The sequence below is a fragment of the Rhodoferax sp. GT1R46 genome, assembly GCF_056521285.1.
Genome location: NZ_JBWMBC010000005.1, coordinates 275,261 through 290,487, shown reverse-complemented (window position 1 = coordinate 290,487; position 15,227 = coordinate 275,261). Strand labels below are relative to the sequence as shown.

The following is a 15,227-nucleotide window of genomic DNA, read 5'->3' as shown; positions in this document are numbered from 1 at the left end:
AGCCACGGGCTTATGTCAAATGAGAAGACCGTGACAACGTGGCTGGACCAGCTTCCCTGCGCGAGGATTACCTCAATCAGGTTCAAAGGGACTTTCTCAGTCGCTCTGCGTTTTTGAACGCGAAGCAACACCCCTAGCGAATGTGCTCTTGCGAACACGCTGTGGATTTTAAGCGAGGGAATGAGCGCGGCAGGCGCGCTGTGTAAACAATCGTGAATGTGGTCAACGTCAGCACAAACCCCGCGTTGTTACTACAAGCCCGGCAAACAAGCTGGGCCGCTCGTGACAGTCGGAGCTTTGGCGACTGTCGTAATAGAGTGAGTACACAACATGTTGAATTTCAAAACCCTTGTCGCTGCGGCCGTTCTTTCAAGCGTTGCAGCTGTTTCATTTGCCCAGGCTCCAGCGGCACCCAAGGCAGCCCCTATTGCAGCCACCGTAACGGCACCTTCAATCGCAGTGGCCGATGGCGGAATGACTGCAAAGCCTGCCGCAAAAAAGGCCCATGCAGTCAAAAAGGTAAAGCATGTCAAAGCCAGTAAGGGTACTGCTGTGAAGCCTGCCGTTGCTGTTGGCAAATAAAGCTTAGCCGCCACCGGAAGAAGGGTGTCAAGGTAACTTGGCACCCTTTTTCGTTGGCGCCTGTGCAAACGCGTGATCGGTTCTATTGCGTTCCACCCGTTCCTGTTTGTGCGTCAGGGGAATACAGAGGCCAAGGGGTATCCACGACTGAAACGGAAGCCCGCGTTAAAATGCTGGCAACGCCATACCAACAAGCCCACGCCCTGTGGGCTTTTTTTCTCGACCGCTTGGGTCGTTGAAAACTGTTTCATCTTCACGCTCTGCGCAGCGTTTACCAGGATTCCCCCGTGACCACAGAAAGCTTCATCGTCGGCAAAGACGCCTCGTTAGAGTCGTCCATCAACTCCATGCAAGCCAAGCTGCTGGCCCTGGGCTTCCATGTGGAAGAGCGTTCGTGGCTCAACCCCATCGACGGCATCTGGTCCGTGCATGTGCGCGACCGCGATTGCCCCATCATGTTTACCAATGGCAAAGGCGCTACCAAACTGGCCTCGCTGGCCAGCGCACTGGGCGAGTTTTTTGAACGCCTGTCATGCAACTACTTCTGGAACCATTACTACCTCGGCTACCCCTACGCCGAGAGTGAAGAGCGCGCTTTTGTGCACTACCCGCAAGAAGAATGGTTCCAACCGGGCGAGAACGGAGAATGGCCGCTGGGCCTGCTGAACCCCGAGCTGCAAAAGTTTTACAACCCGCGCGGCACCATCGATGCCCACACGCTGGTCGATTTCAACTCAGGCCACATGGAGCGCGGCATCTGCGCCATCCCGTACGTGCGCCTGCGTGATGACGCGGTCACCTATTTCCCGGTCAACATCATCAGCAACCTGTATGTCAGCAACGGCATGTCGGCCGGCAACACGCCGCCCGAAGCCCGCACGCAGGCGCTGTCCGAGGTGTTTGAGCGCTTCATCAAGTTCCGCATCATCAGCGAAGGTCTGTGCCTGCCGGATGTGCCCGAAGCGGTGATCAACCGCTACCCCCGCATTGCGGCCGGAATCAAGGGCCTGCGCGACGCAGGCTTTGGCATTCTGGTGAAAGACGCCTCGCTGGGGGGCAAGTTTCCGGTCATGAACGTGACCCTGCTCAACCCGGTGGACCAGGGCTGCTTCTCCAGCTTTGGCGCGCACCCGCGCTTTGAAATTGCGCTGGAGCGCGCCCTCACCGAACTGCTGCAAGGCCGTGCGCTGGACGCGCTGGCGGGCTTTCCGGCCCCTGGTTTTGACATGGAAGAAATTGCCAGCTCGCCCAACATCGAAATTCACTTTGTGGATTCAAGCGGCATCATCAGCTGGAACTTCCTGGGCACGAAGCCCGACTTCCCGTTTGCCGACTGGAACTTCAGCACCACCACGGCCGAAGACTATGCGTGGTCGGTCAACACCATCCACGCCACGGGCATGGACATCTATGTGGCCGACTTCACCCACCTGGGCGTATATGCCTGCCGCATCATCGTGCCCGGCATGTCAGAGATCTACCCGGTTGACGAGCTGGAGTGGGAAAACAACAGCGTTGCCAACCCCATTCGCGAGGCCATCTGTCACCTGAGCGAGCTCGACAACGAAGAGTGCAGCGACCTGCTCGACACCCTCAACGAAAACGGCCTGACCGAAGACCGCCTGGTGGCTGCCCTGATTGGTCTGGCGCCCGGCGCAGATGCGTTCTGGAAAGACCTGCGCGTGGGCGAACTCAAAACCCTGCTGGCGCTGGCCTGTGGGAACCAGGCCGCGGTCGCAGAGGGATGCGAGTGGATGCGCCATTTCGGCCAGATCAACGCCGATCGCCTGCGCGTGTACGGTTGCATCGAAAACCTGCAACAACTCGACGCCGGCCACGGCGCTGCCCGTTATGAGGCGGCTTTGCAAAGCCTCTACGGTGCGGACACGCTGAGCCAGGCGCGCGCCCTGCTGGTGGGTGAGCTGCGCTTCTTTGGTCAGCCCTCGCTCGGCCTCGACTTGGCCCACTGCGACATGCACCAGCGCCTGCTCACCGCCTACGGCAAACTCCACAAGGCCGCCTGAAGCCATGCGAACCCCCGAACGACTGGAGCCGCTGGTTGAAGACGGACTGATCGACACCGTGGTACGCCAGCTCATGAGCGGCAAAGAAGCCATGGTGTTTGTCGTCAAGAACGGTGACGATGTGCTCTGCGCCAAGATCTACAAAGAGGCCAACAAGCGCAGCTTCCGTCAGGCGGTGGACTACACCGAAGGCCGCAAGGTCAAAAACAGCCGTCAGGCCCGCGCCATGGCCAAGGGTTCGCGCTACGGCCGCCAGGAGCAAGAGGCGGCCTGGCAGCATGCCGAGGTGGATGCGCTGCACCGATTGGCCGCTGCCGGTGTGCGCGTGCCCACGCCCTACAACTTTCACGAAGGTGTGTTGTTGATGGAGTTGGTGTGTGACGCCGATGGCATGCCTGCGCCCCGGCTCAACGACGTGGTGCTCAGCGCCGAGACCGCCCGCAAATACCACGCATTTCTGATTCGCCAGGTGGTCTACATGCTGTGTGCCGGCATCGTGCATGGCGATTTGTCGGAGTACAACATCCTGGTGGATGCCGATGGCCCGGTCATCATCGACCTGCCGCAGGCCATTGATGCCGCCGCCAACAACAACGCCGCCCGCCTGCTGGAGCGCGATGTGGAAAACCTCGCCACCTACTTTGGCCAGTTCGCCCCCGAGTTGCTGCGCACCGACTACGGCAAGGAGATCTGGTCGCTGTACGAGACCGCCGCGCTGCAGCCTGAGACCGAGCTCTCCGGTCACTTCAAGCGCGACGAGAAGCCCACCGACCTCAAGAGCGTGATGCGCGTGATTGACGCCGCACGCGACGAAGAAGAAGCCCGCCTGGCGCGTATGGCCGGTGTCAAGCCCGAAACGCAGCTGCGTCCCACGCGTTAGTAGTCAAACAGGCCTCTAGCCCCCGCAGAATATGCGCAAGCAGCTATGAATTCAATAGCAAAATACGTGCAAGCCCAATGGCCGGCCGTAGTCGGGGACAAACATTGCGGCACAATTCCGGCATTCCCCGGCCCCCTCACTTGTGAACTGATCCACCATGACTGACTCCCCCCACATTGCCCCCAGCGACAAAGCCGAAATTTTGGCGCAGGCGCTGCCCTACATCCGCAAGTTCCATGGCAAAACCATGGTCATCAAGTACGGCGGCAACGCCATGACCGATCCGGCACTGCAAAAAGCGTTCGCTGAAGACGTCGTGTTGCTGAAGTTGGTCGGCATCAACCCGGTGGTGGTGCATGGCGGCGGGCCGCAGATTGAAAGCGCGCTGAAGCGCTTGGGCAAAAAGGGTGAGTTCATCCAGGGCATGCGCGTGACCGACGCCGAAACCATGGAAGTGGTGGAGTGGGTGCTGGGCGGTGAAGTGCAGCAAGACATTGTGGGCCTCATCAACCAGGCCGGCGGCAAGGCGGTGGGCCTGACCGGGCGCGATGGCGGCATGATCCGCGCGCAAAAGCTCAAGATGATGGACAACGTCGACCCGACGGTTGAGCACGACGTTGGCCAGGTGGGCGACATCGTCAGCGTCGACCCGAGTGTGGTCAAGGCCTTGCAGGACGACGCCTTCATCCCCGTCATCAGCCCGATCGGCTTTGGCGAAAGCAACGAGAGCTACAACATCAACGCCGATGTGGTGGCCGCCAAGCTGGCCACTGTGCTCAAGGCCGAAAAGCTGATGATGCTGACCAATATCAGTGGCGTGCTCGACAAGGAAGGCAAGCTGCTGACCGACCTGACGGCGCGTCGTATCGACGAACTGTTTGCGGACGGCACCATCTCGGGCGGCATGCTGCCCAAGATTGCGGGTGCGCTGGACGCCGCCAAGAGCGGTGTCAACTCGGTGCACATCATTGACGGCCGGGTGCCCCATGTCTTGTTGCTGGAAATTTTGACCGACCAGGCCTTTGGCACCATGATCCGGTCGCATTGAGGCAAACGGGGCTGGAGGCTGATTTCATGCGACTTTTACTGGTGGAAGACGACGTCATGGTGGCCAGCGGCATCAAGCTGGGGCTTGCGGGTGCGGGCTACGCGGTGGACTGGGTGGGCAGTGCCGAACGCGCCCTGGAGGTCACCCGTGCGGAGACCTTTGATCTGGCGGTGATTGACATCGGCTTGCCGGGCATGAATGGCCTGGAGTTGACCCAGTGCCTGCGCAGGGAAGGGTACTCCATGCCCGTGCTGATCTTGACGGCGCGTGATGCGCTGCAGGACCGGGTGCAGGGCCTGGACATGGGCGGTGATGACTACATGATCAAACCTTTTGAGCTGCCCGAGTTGCTGGCCCGGCTGCGCGCGCTTTTGCGCCGCTCGCAGGCGGCGACATCGGCGACATTGGTCTTTGGGCCCCTGGAACTCGACACTGCGTTGCGCCTGGCGTGCATACGCACGGCGGAGTCCCCTGCGACCACGCAACCCATTGAATTGGGACCCCGGGAATGGACGGTCATGGAGTACCTGATGCTGCAGGCCCCCAAGCCCGCCAACAAGGACAAGCTTCTGCAGGCCCTCACCGGCTGGGACAAGGAGATCACCCCCAATGCCGTGGAGGTCTACATTTCGCGCCTGCGCGGCAAGCTGGAGCCCTATGGCCTGGCATTGCGCTCGATTCGTGGCTTTGGCTACCGGCTGGAACTGGTGGCCCCGGTCGGCGCTACCGGTTCCGCCGACGGTGCTTCAGTGGGCTGACCATGCCTGCGAATGTCGGCATGGCATCGGGCCTGCAGCGCCGCCTGCTGCTTTTGTTGCTGGTCCCCTTATTCCTGCTGTCGGCGCTGAACACCTGGTTTGATCTGCGTTCTGCTGACAGCGCGGCCCTGCAGCAGGATCGCAAGCTGCTCAATATGATGCCCCTGATGGCGGGGTCGGTCGTGGCGCCCGGTGCGACCGACGGTGCCCCACCCGTTTTGTTGATGGCTCCCCCGGTCGAAGATTTCTTGCGGGAACGCCCCGGTCTGTCTGCCTTCGCCCTGGTTGGGCTTGAAGGGAGCAGCTTGTGGGGGGATTCCTGGTTGAGTGGCCTGCCACCCGCAACGGGGGAAGCTGAATTCAGCAGCCAGGAGCACGAGGGCGTTACCTATCGCATCGTCAGCCAGCGGATGAATACCGTGGCCGGTGAGCTGGTACTGCGGCTGGCCGATGGGTCGGACCCCCGCCAGCAGTGGTTGCGCCTGCTGTGGGTCAAGGTGGCCCTACCTAACCTGCTGTTGGTCTTGTCGGCTTTTTTTGCCGTGAACTGGGCGGTCAACCGCGCCCTGCGTCCGCTGATTGAACTCAAGGAGGCGGTGGAGCGGCGGTCTCCACGTGACCTGTCGGCGCTGGACGCCGACGGTTCGCCCGATGAAGTCCGCCCGCTGGTGAAGTCCCTCAACCGGCTGTTTGACCTGGTCAACGCCCAGGCAGAAAGTCAGCGCCGCTTTGTGGCGGATGCCGCGCACCAGCTCAGGACGCCACTGGCGGGCCTGCAAGCCCAGGCCGAGGCATGGGCGCAGGCGGTCAGCAGCCCCGCGGGTCAACCACCCCTGCTTATAGATGGGGTGAACAATCTGCCTCCAGCCCGCGTGGAACCAGCGCAAGCTGCTATTACTTTAGGAGCGGATCAGGTTTTCAAGTTGCGCCAGGCCGCACGCCGCACGTCCCAGTTGGCCAACCAGCTACTGGCCCTTTCCAGGGCTGATCCGCGCAGTGCCGATACCCAACCGATGCAGCGGGTGGACCTGAAGCAGTTATGCGAATGGATGCTGGAGACGCATCTGGATGCGGCAACCGCCAAAGACATTGACCTCGGGCTGGAAGTGGAGCCCGTGCGTGCGACCGGGCACGAGTGGTTGCTGCGCGAGCTGCTGGGCAATCTGGTGGACAACGCGATTCGCTACACGCACGAAGGCGGGCGGGTCACGCTGCGTTGTGGCTGGGCCAACGCCCATGCACAGGGTCTGTCGCAACCCTTTCTGGAGGTGGAAGACGATGGCCCGGGAGTACCTGCGTCGGAGCGGCAGCACGTGCTGGAGCGGTTCTACCGCGTGCCAGGCACGGTCGGTGAGGGAAGTGGCTTGGGCCTTGCCATTGCTGAAGAAATTGCACGGGCTCACCATGGTGGTTTGCGGGTAGAAAGTGGCATTGGGGGACGCGGCCTGAGGGTCTCGTTGTGGTTGCCAGACTAGGCAAAACCCTGAGAGATGCTGTGCGAGAATGATTGCAAACCACCGCTTTGAGCACCATGCCAGACGCCCTCAACACTTCCATCGAAGCCGATTTCTCCGAGACGACCACGGTGGATGCTGAAGCGCCCGTTGTCTCCGTTGCCCGCAAGCGCCCCAAGCCTGGAGAGCGACGGGTCCAAATTTTGCAGGCCCTAGCCAGCATGCTGGAGCAACCCGGGGGTGAGCGCATCACCACCGCCGCGCTGGCGGCCCGCCTCGCGGTGAGTGAGGCGGCCCTCTACCGCCACTTTGCCAGCAAAGCGCAAATGTTCGAGGGCCTGATCGAATTCATCGAGCAGACGGTTTTTTCACTTATCAACCAGATCGCCGAGCGAGAGCAGTCGACGCCCGCAGATGCATCCGCCGATGCGGGGTCCCGCCAGGCGGCCCGGGTCGTTGCCATGCTGCTGCAGTTTGCCGAGAAGAATCCCGGCATGGCCCGCGTCATGGTGGGAGACGCCCTGGTGTTTGAGAACGAACGCCTGCAGCAGCGCATGAATCAGTTTTTTGACAAGATTGAAGCCACGCTCAAACAGTGCCTGCGTGATGGGGCCGCCGCCGCTTCGGCCACTCCGACCGTGGATGCGCAGTTGCGTGCCTCCGTGCTATCGGCCTTTGTGGCCGGGCGCTTGCAGCGCTTCGTGCGATCGGGCTACAAGCGCCTGCCGTCCGAGCATCTGGACGCCAGCCTGCATCTCGTACTCGGCTAATCGGCGGGCATTGCAGGGGCTGTGCGCGGGTAAACCCGCGGTTCGGTTAGAAAAATCACTCTAAAGCCCGGATTTTTGGGGGCAGGCCGGGAAAATACTGCAAAATAGCACGATCGTTCTATTTTGTGGTATTTTCAGTCCATGTCCATCGCTTCCCTCTCTGCCAAGTTGATCCGCAAGGCCAGGCCGTCTTCAGCGCGCTCTGGCGGCGCTCCGTCGGGCAGAGCGCTGCACAAAGGGCAGCAAACCAAGCAGGCCATTGTGGAAGCAGCGCTTGGCCTCGCTACGCAGATCGGGCTGGAGGGTCTCAGCATCGGTGCGGTGGCTGAAATTACCAAGATGAGCAAATCCGGCGTTTTCGCCCACTTTGGCTCGCGTGAAGAGTTGCAGATCTCCGTGATCCGCGAGTACTTTGCCCGCTTCGAGCAAGAGATTTTTTACCCCGCCATGAAAGAGCCCCAGGGCTTTCCCCGCGTTCAGGCCCTGTTTTCCAACTGGATGAAGCGGGTTGCCGTAGAGATTCAGTCTGGCTGCATTTTCATCAGTGGCGCCGTCGAATTTGATGACCGACCGGGGCCGGTTCGGGACGCGCTGGCTACATCGGTCCAGATCTGGCTGAACGCCCTGGACCGTGCCGTTGAGCGCGCCAAGGAGTGCGGTCACCTGCAACCCGATGCCGATGCCCAGCAAATGGCCTTTGAGATCCACGGACTGATTTTGGCCTTGCACTACGAGGCCCGTTTTCTGAAAAACCCTGGCTCGGTGGAACGTGCCAACAAGGGGTTTGCCAACATTCTTGCGCGCTACGGCGCACATTCCATTTCCTGAATTTTTAACCTGATTTTTTTAGTCTTACTAGGAGTAATTTCGCATGCCTACCTATAACCCGCCCCTGCGCGACATGCAATTTGTGATGCACGAAGTGCTCAACGTGGTCGATGATTTCAAACAGATTCCCAAACACGCCGATATCGATGTGGACACCATCAACGCGGTGCTCGAAGAGGGCGGCAAGTTTGCTTCCGAAGTCACGTTCCCGTTGAACATCAGTGGTGATGCCGAAGGTTGCACGATCGACCAGACCACCCATGCGGTCACCACGCCCAAGGGCTTCAAGGAAGCCTACGCCAAATACGTCGAAGGCGGCTGGGCTGCACTGGGTTGCGAGCCGGAATACGGCGGCCAGGGCTTGCCGCTGGTGGTCAACCAGATGTTCTATGAGATGCTCAACAGCGCCAACCAGGCCTGGACCATGTACCCTGGCCTGACGCATGGCGCCTACGCCGCGCTGCACGCCCACGGCACCGAAGAGCAAAAGCAGACCTACCTGCACAAAATGACCAGCGGCGAGTGGACCGGCTCCATGTGCCTGACCGAACCCCATTGCGGAACCGATCTGGGCCTGATGCGCACCAAGGCCGAGCCCCAGGCCGACGGCACCTACAAGATCACCGGCAACAAGATCTTCATCAGTGCCGGCGAGCACGATATGGCGTCGAACATCATTCACCTGGTGCTCGCCCGTTTGCCCGACGCGCCCCCCGGGATCAAGGGTGTGAGCCTGTTCATCGTTCCCAAGTTCAATGTAAAAAAGGACGGCTCGCTGGGCGCACGCAACGGTATTTATTGCGGTGGCCTGGAACACAAGATGGGCATCAAGGCCAGCGCCACGGCCCAGATGGTTCTGGAAGACGCCGTCGGCACCATGGTTGGTCTGCCCAACAAGGGCATGAACGGCATGTTTGTGATGATGAATGCCGCCCGCCTGGGCGTGGGTAACCAGTCGCTCGGCCTGACCGAAGTGGCCTACCAAAACGCACTGGCGTATGCCAAAGACCGCATCCAGATGCGTTCACTGACGGGTCCCAAAGCCAAGGACAAGCCAGCCGACCCGATCATCGTGCACCCTGACGTGCGCAAGATGCTGCTGACTGCCAAAGCCTACGCTGAGGGCGGCCGTGCGCTGTCGGCCTATTGCTCCATGCTGCTGGAAAAAGAGCATAACCATCCCGACGAAAAAGTGCGTGCCGAGTCCGGCGAAATGCTGGCCATGCTGACACCTATCGTCAAAGCCTTCCTGACCGACAACGGCCACATTGCCACCAATGCCTGCATGCAGGTGTTTGGCGGCCACGGCTTTATCAAGGAATGGGGCATGGAGCAGTTCGTGCGCGACAACCGCATCAACATGATCTACGAAGGCACCAACACCATCCAGTCGCTGGACCTGCTGGGCCGCAAGATTCTGGGTAACAACGGTGCCACGTTGAAGAAGTTTGGCAAGCTCGTGGGCCAGTTGGTGGCTGAAGAAGGCGTCAACGAAAAGATGGCCGAATTCATTAACCCCATCGCCATACTGGGTGACCAGATGACCAAGTTCACGACCGAGCTGGGTTTCAAGGGTTTTCAGAACCCTGACGAAGTGGGCGCCGCTGCGGTGGACTACCTGCGCGTGGCCGGACACCTGGTGTTTGGCTACTTCTTTGCCCGCATGGCCCAAGTGGCACTGCGTGAAATTGCAGCGGGAAATACCGACCCGTTCTATGTCGCCAAGCTGCAGACCGCGCGTTTTTACTTTGCCAAATTGTTCCCGGAAACGGCTACATTGATGCGTACCGCACGGACTGGTAGCAAGGTGCTGATGGATACCGACGCGGCACTTGTCTGACCCGATTCACGTTGGGCGATTCAGACGGTTACTTTAAATAATAGAGGAGTTCTTATGTTTCGTTCAGCTATTGCAATCGTGGTCGGTCTGTCGTCTGTGGCGGCCATGGCGCAGATGACACCTGTGGGGCTATGGAAAACCATTGATGACCATGATGGTTCGGTCAAGTCTGAAATCCGCATTGTGGAGAACGGTGGTGTGGTTTCCGGCAAGGTCGAAAGAATCCTTGACGTGAAGGCCAAGCAGGATGACAAGTGTGTCGAATGCAAGGACGAGCGCAAGGACCAGCCCATCCTGGGCATGGAAATCCTGCGTGGCCTCAAGAAGGCTGAAGGCAAGGATGTATGGGAGGGCGGTAACGTCCTCGACCCCAACAACGGCAAGGTGTACCGCGCCGCCGTAACGCCCATAGAGGGTGGTACGAAGCTCCAGATGCGCGGCTACATCGGATTTTTCTACCGAACCCAGATCTGGATTCGTGTCCCGTAATTTTCAGGAAATTTTATGTCCCGTTTTAATGTCCGAAAAGTAGCCGTACTCGGTGCCGGTGTGATGGGTGCGCAGATCGCGGCCCATCTGGTCAACGTCAAGGTACCCGTGGTGCTGTTTGATCTGCCCGCCAAGGATGGCCCGAAGAATGGCATCGTGACGCGCGCCATTGATGGGCTGAAAAAGCTCAAGCCCGCGCCCCTGGGCGTGGCCGATGACGCCGTGCTGATTCAGGCGGCCAATTACGAAGAGCACCTGGCGCTGCTGGGCGAGTGCGATCTCATCATCGAGGCCATCGCCGAGCGCATGGACTGGAAACTGGACCTGTACAAAAAGATTGCCCCATTTGTCGCGCCGCACACCATCGTGGCGTCCAACACGTCGGGCCTCTCCATCACCCGGCTGAGCGAGGCTTTGCCCGAAGAAATCAAGCCGCGTTTTTGTGGCATCCACTTCTTCAACCCACCGCGCTACATGGCGCTGGTGGAGTTGATCAACACCCCCACCACGCAGCCACAGGTGCTCGACGATCTGGAAGCCTTTGTCACCAGCAATCTGGGCAAGGGCGTAGTGCGGGCCAAGGATTCCCCTAACTTCATTGCCAACCGCGTGGGCATTGCCGGCATGCTGGCCACCATGAAAGAGGTCGAGAATTTCGGACTGACCTACGACGTCGTCGACGACCTCACGGGCAAGAAACTGGGGCGCGCCAGCTCGGGCACTTTCCGCACGGCCGATGTAGTGGGGCTGGACACCATGGCCCACGTCATCAAGACGCTACAGGACACCCTGAGCATCGATACGGACCCTTTTTACGAGAGCTTTGCCACGCCGGCTGTGCTCAAGACCTTGCTGGAGATGGGCAATTTTGGACAGAAGACCAAAGCGGGCTTCTTCAAGAAAGTCGGCCGCGATGTGATGCGTTTTGACTTGGCAACGAAGTCCTATGTTCCTGCCGGAGAGAAGGCGGACGAGGTCTATGGCCGCATGCTCAAGAAGCCCGCGGGCGAACGCCTGAAGCTCTTGCGCGCCAGCGAAGGCGCGCAGGGACAGTTCCTGTGGGCCATTTTGCGCAATGCTTTCCACTATGCGGCCGTGCACCTGGCCTCCATTGCCGACAACGCCCGCGATGTGGACTTCTGCATGCGCTGGGGCTTTGGCATGCAGCAGGGACCATTCGAGTTGTGGCAGGACGCGGGCTGGCTGGAAGTGGCCAATATGGTCAAGGAAGACATTGACGCCGGCAAGGCGCTGTGCAATGTGCCGTTGCCAGACTGGGTGTTCAAGGGCCCGGTGGCCGACGCCGGTGGCGTGCATACGCCCCAGGGTTCATGGAACCCCACTACCGGCACCTTCTCGCCAGTGCGCAGTTTGCCTGTTTATGCCCGTCAGCACTTTCCGGAAAGCGTGCTGGGTGCCCGTGCGGCATCTGCAGCAACCGCTGGAAAGACCTTGCATGAAGACGAAGCCATTCGCTTGTGGACCCTCGATGACGAAGTATTGATTGTCAGCATCAAGACCAAGATGCATGCCATCGGCGCAGGGGTTATTGAAGGCCTGGACAGTGCCATCGATAGGGCCGAAAAGGACTACAAGGGACTGGTGATCTGGTCACCCGACGCGATGTTCTCGGCGGGTGCCGACCTGCAATCCATGATGCCAGCCTTCATGATGGGCGGTCCGAAAGCGATTGATGGTGCAGCGGCCGAGTTGCAGCGCGTGATGCTCAAGTTGCGTTACGCGAATGTTCCGACGGTGTCTGCTGTTCGTGGTCTCGCCTTGGGTGGCGGTTGCGAAATGGCCGTGTATTCGGGCAAGCGCGTCGTCGCGATGGAGAGCTACATCGGGCTGGTGGAAGTGGGCGTGGGTCTGGTGCCAGGCGCTGGTGGATTGACTTACATTGCCCGCCGTGCTGCTGAAAATGCGGCGGCGTCCACAGGCAAGGACCTGCTGCCTTTCCTCACCGAAGGTTTCACCGCAGCCGCCATGGCCAAGGTGGGCACCAGTGCGCTGGAGTCCCGCAAGTTGGGTTACCTGCTGGACAGCGATGTGGTCGTGCCCCACAAGGACGAGTTGCTGTTTGTTGCCATCAACGAAGCCCGTGCCATGTTTGCTTCCGGCTACCGCGCGCCACACAAGCGCCAGTTTGTGGTCGCAGGGCGCAGCGGCGCTGCCACCATCAAGGGTTCACTGGTCAACATGCGCGACGGCGGCTTCATCAGCGCGCACGATTTCCATATTGCCGGCCTGATCGCTGGCGTGGTGTGTGGCGGCGATGTGGATGCCGGCACGCTGGTCACCGAAGAGTATTTGATGACGCTGGAGCGCAAAGCCTTCTGCTCGCTGCTGACCCACCCCAAAACGCAAGAACGCATCATGGGAATGATGTCGACGGGCAAACCGGTTCGTAACTAACAACCGATCAAGAGACTCTTATGAAACAAGTTCAAGACGCCTATATCGTTGCCGCTACGCGCACGCCCATTGGCCGCTCACACCGCGGATTTTTCCGCAATACCCGTCCAGACGATTTGCTGGTCAAGGCATTGCAATCTGCATTGGCCCAGGTGCCCAGCCTCGACCCGCAATCCATTGAAGACCTGATCTGCGGCTGCGCCATTCCCGAAGGCCAGCAGGGCCTCAACATCGCGCGCATTGGCGCCGTGCTCGCAGGCTTGCCCACCAGCGTGGGCGGCATTACCGTCAACCGCTTTTGCGCATCCGGCCTGAGTGCGGTGCAAATGGCGGCCGACCGCATCCGGGTGGGTGAAGCCGACGTGATGATCGCAGCCGGTGTGGAAAGCATGAGTATGGTTCCGATGATGGGGAATTCGCCATCGCTGTCACCCACCATGTTTGAGCGCGATGAGAACATCGGCATCGCCTATGGCATGGGCCTGACCGCTGAAAAAGTGGCCAACCAGTGGAAAGTTTCGCGCCAGGCGCAGGACGAGTTTGCGGTGGAATCCCACAAGCGCGCCTTGGCAGCACAGGCCCGTGGCGACTTTGCCGCGGAGATGACCCCGGTGGAAGTAGTGGACCGCACGGCCAACCTCGAAACCGGTGAAGTCATTGAGACCCGCCGGGTGGTGAGTCTGGATGAAGGCGCCCGCGCTGACACATCCGTTGAAGGACTGTCCAAACTCAGAACCGTGTTTGCAGCACGGGGCTCCGTTACCGCCGGCAACAGCTCGCAGACATCGGACGGCGCCGGTGCGCTCATTCTGGTGAGTGAGAGGGCGCTCAAACAATACGGCCTCAAGCCGTTGGCCCGCTTCGTCAGCTTCGCCGCCAAAGGTGTGCCGCCGCACATCATGGGTATCGGCCCCATAGAAGCCATTCCTGCCGCCTTGCGCAATGCCGGGCTGACGCAAAACGACATCGACTGGTTCGAATTGAATGAAGCTTTTGCAGCGCAGTCGCTGGCAGTCATCAACACCCTGGGCCTGGACCCGGCCAAGGTCAACCCCATGGGCGGTGCCATTGCATTGGGCCACCCGTTGGGCGCAACAGGTGCCATCCGCGCCGCGACGGTGATTCACGCACTGCAGCGCAATCAGCTGAAGTACGGCATGGTCACGATGTGCGTCGGCATGGGCCAAGGGGCTGCCGGTATTTTCGAGCGCGTGTAATCGCTGGCTTTCAAGGCCACCTTCGGGTGGCCTTTTTCATGGAAATTTCGCCTTGACAAAACACCTATTCGATCAGGCCATCGCGCTGATGCCGCAGTCTGATGGCACGTGGCTGGGGCACACCAGCCCGGCCTACGCCAACATGGTCGGGCCTTTTGGAGGCCTGACGGCGGCGCAGGTTCTGAATGGCGTGCTGCAAAACCCCCAATTACTGGGCGAGCCCATCGCGCTGACTGTGAACTTCGCGGCAGCTCTGGCGGATGGTCCGTTTGTGGTGCGCGCGCGGCCCGCCCGCACCAACCGCTCCACCCAGCACTGGATCATCGAAATATTTCAGGAGGGGCAGACAGTCATTACGGCCACTGCGGTGACGGCCGCCCGCCGAAAAACCTGGAGTCTGGATGACGAGCCCATGCCCGCCTGCCCCGCGCCGGGCGACGTGCCACTACCCGAGTACCCAGGGCCCATCGAGTTCGTCAATCGCTACGAAATGCGACCGATGATGGGCTCCATGCCCGAGGTCTGGGATGGTACGGGCGACAGCAGCCTGTCCCGGCTGTGGGTGCGCGACAATCCGCCTCGTCCGCTCGACTTTGCCTCGTTGGCGGCCATTGCCGACATCTTTCTGCCCCGTGTCTTCATTCGCCGCTCCACGCCCGTTCCTGTGGGGACCGTTTCCATGACGGTGTATTTCCACGCTAATGGAGCCCAGTTGGCACAGTGCGGTGTGGAATACCTGATGGGCCAAGCCCGTGCGCAGGCGTTTCGCAATGGTTTTTTTGACCATACCGGGCAACTGTGGAATGAAGAAGGTGTCCTTCTGGCGACCACGCACCAAATCGTCTACTACAAAGAGTGATACTTTGCGGGAGACACCGCTGCCATCGGCGGCACGCTCCCTCAATTGGCAACCAACAGGACC

At 60.3% G+C, this 15,227-nt stretch carries 12 protein-coding genes and 1 riboswitch; all 12 genes read left to right on the top strand.

Annotation, left to right across the window (positions count from 1 at the left end; genetic code table 11):
• Window positions 1-36: 36 nt before the first annotated feature.
• A riboswitch (TPP riboswitch) is annotated at window positions 37-145 on the bottom strand.
• 724 nt (window positions 146-869) lie between these two features.
• The 12 genes from ycaO (at window position 870) to AC097W_RS13395 (ending at window position 15,164) form a co-directional block, all read left to right on the top strand.
• Complete coding sequence (gene ycaO, locus AC097W_RS13450; protein ID WP_479603067.1) at window positions 870-2,606, top strand: 30S ribosomal protein S12 methylthiotransferase accessory factor YcaO; 1,737 nt, start codon at window positions 870-872, stop codon at window positions 2,604-2,606.
• A gap of 4 nt (window positions 2,607-2,610) precedes the next feature.
• Window positions 2,611-3,486 carry a PA4780 family RIO1-like protein kinase gene (locus AC097W_RS13445; protein WP_479603065.1) on the top strand — a complete coding sequence of 292 codons (876 nt, stop codon included), beginning with the start codon at window positions 2,611-2,613 and terminating at the stop codon, window positions 3,484-3,486.
• Window positions 3,487-3,643: 157 nt separating this feature from the next.
• Window positions 3,644-4,534, top strand: a complete 891-nt coding sequence (gene argB / locus AC097W_RS13440) for an acetylglutamate kinase (protein ID WP_479603064.1) — start codon at window positions 3,644-3,646, stop codon at window positions 4,532-4,534.
• Window positions 4,535-4,560: 26 nt separating this feature from the next.
• Window positions 4,561-5,292, top strand: a complete 732-nt coding sequence (locus tag AC097W_RS13435; RefSeq protein ID WP_479603063.1) for a response regulator — start codon at window positions 4,561-4,563, stop codon at window positions 5,290-5,292.
• 20 nt (window positions 5,293-5,312) lie between these two features.
• Entirely contained in the window at window positions 5,313-6,767 is a 1,455-nt protein-coding gene (locus AC097W_RS13430; protein ID WP_479603105.1) for an ATP-binding protein, read from the top strand.
• 56 nt (window positions 6,768-6,823) lie between these two features.
• On the top strand, window positions 6,824-7,516 hold the full coding sequence (gene slmA / locus AC097W_RS13425; RefSeq protein ID WP_479603061.1) for a nucleoid occlusion factor SlmA: 693 nt from the start codon (window positions 6,824-6,826) through the stop codon (window positions 7,514-7,516).
• Between the two features lie 141 nt (window positions 7,517-7,657).
• Entirely contained in the window at window positions 7,658-8,344 is a 687-nt protein-coding gene (locus AC097W_RS13420; protein WP_479603060.1) for a TetR/AcrR family transcriptional regulator, read from the top strand.
• A 43-nt stretch (window positions 8,345-8,387) separates the two neighbouring features.
• Window positions 8,388-10,184, top strand: a complete 1,797-nt coding sequence (locus AC097W_RS13415) for an acyl-CoA dehydrogenase C-terminal domain-containing protein (protein ID WP_479603059.1) — start codon at window positions 8,388-8,390, stop codon at window positions 10,182-10,184.
• A gap of 54 nt (window positions 10,185-10,238) precedes the next feature.
• Window positions 10,239-10,673: a DUF2147 domain-containing protein gene (locus AC097W_RS13410; RefSeq protein ID WP_479603058.1), complete on the top strand. Its 435-nt coding sequence runs from the start codon at window positions 10,239-10,241 to the stop codon at window positions 10,671-10,673.
• A 15-nt stretch (window positions 10,674-10,688) separates the two neighbouring features.
• Window positions 10,689-13,088 (top strand): 3-hydroxyacyl-CoA dehydrogenase/enoyl-CoA hydratase family protein, encoded by a 2,400-nt coding sequence (locus tag AC097W_RS13405; protein ID WP_479603057.1) that lies wholly within the window; start codon window positions 10,689-10,691, stop codon window positions 13,086-13,088.
• A gap of 20 nt (window positions 13,089-13,108) precedes the next feature.
• Entirely contained in the window at window positions 13,109-14,305 is a 1,197-nt protein-coding gene (locus AC097W_RS13400) for an acetyl-CoA C-acyltransferase (protein ID WP_479603056.1), read from the top strand.
• A gap of 88 nt (window positions 14,306-14,393) precedes the next feature.
• Window positions 14,394-15,164 carry an acyl-CoA thioesterase gene (locus tag AC097W_RS13395; protein WP_479603104.1) on the top strand — a complete coding sequence of 257 codons (771 nt, stop codon included), beginning with the start codon at window positions 14,394-14,396 and terminating at the stop codon, window positions 15,162-15,164.
• The last annotated feature ends 63 nt before the right edge of the window (window positions 15,165-15,227 follow it).

Coding starts and splice junctions, on each gene's coding strand:
- AC097W_RS13420 (WP_479603060.1), top strand. CDS start 7,658: ATGTCCATCGCTTCCCTCTCTGCCAAGTTGATCCGCAAGGCCAGGCCG.
- slmA (WP_479603061.1), top strand. CDS start 6,824: ATGCCAGACGCCCTCAACACTTCCATCGAAGCCGATTTCTCCGAGACG.
- AC097W_RS13395 (WP_479603104.1), top strand. CDS start 14,394: ATGCCGCAGTCTGATGGCACGTGGCTGGGGCACACCAGCCCGGCCTAC.
- AC097W_RS13410 (WP_479603058.1), top strand. CDS start 10,239: ATGTTTCGTTCAGCTATTGCAATCGTGGTCGGTCTGTCGTCTGTGGCG.
- AC097W_RS13445 (WP_479603065.1), top strand. CDS start 2,611: ATGCGAACCCCCGAACGACTGGAGCCGCTGGTTGAAGACGGACTGATC.
- argB (WP_479603064.1), top strand. CDS start 3,644: ATGACTGACTCCCCCCACATTGCCCCCAGCGACAAAGCCGAAATTTTG.
- AC097W_RS13415 (WP_479603059.1), top strand. CDS start 8,388: ATGCCTACCTATAACCCGCCCCTGCGCGACATGCAATTTGTGATGCAC.
- AC097W_RS13435 (WP_479603063.1), top strand. CDS start 4,561: ATGCGACTTTTACTGGTGGAAGACGACGTCATGGTGGCCAGCGGCATC.
- AC097W_RS13400 (WP_479603056.1), top strand. CDS start 13,109: ATGAAACAAGTTCAAGACGCCTATATCGTTGCCGCTACGCGCACGCCC.
- AC097W_RS13405 (WP_479603057.1), top strand. CDS start 10,689: ATGTCCCGTTTTAATGTCCGAAAAGTAGCCGTACTCGGTGCCGGTGTG.
- AC097W_RS13430 (WP_479603105.1), top strand. CDS start 5,313: ATGGCATCGGGCCTGCAGCGCCGCCTGCTGCTTTTGTTGCTGGTCCCC.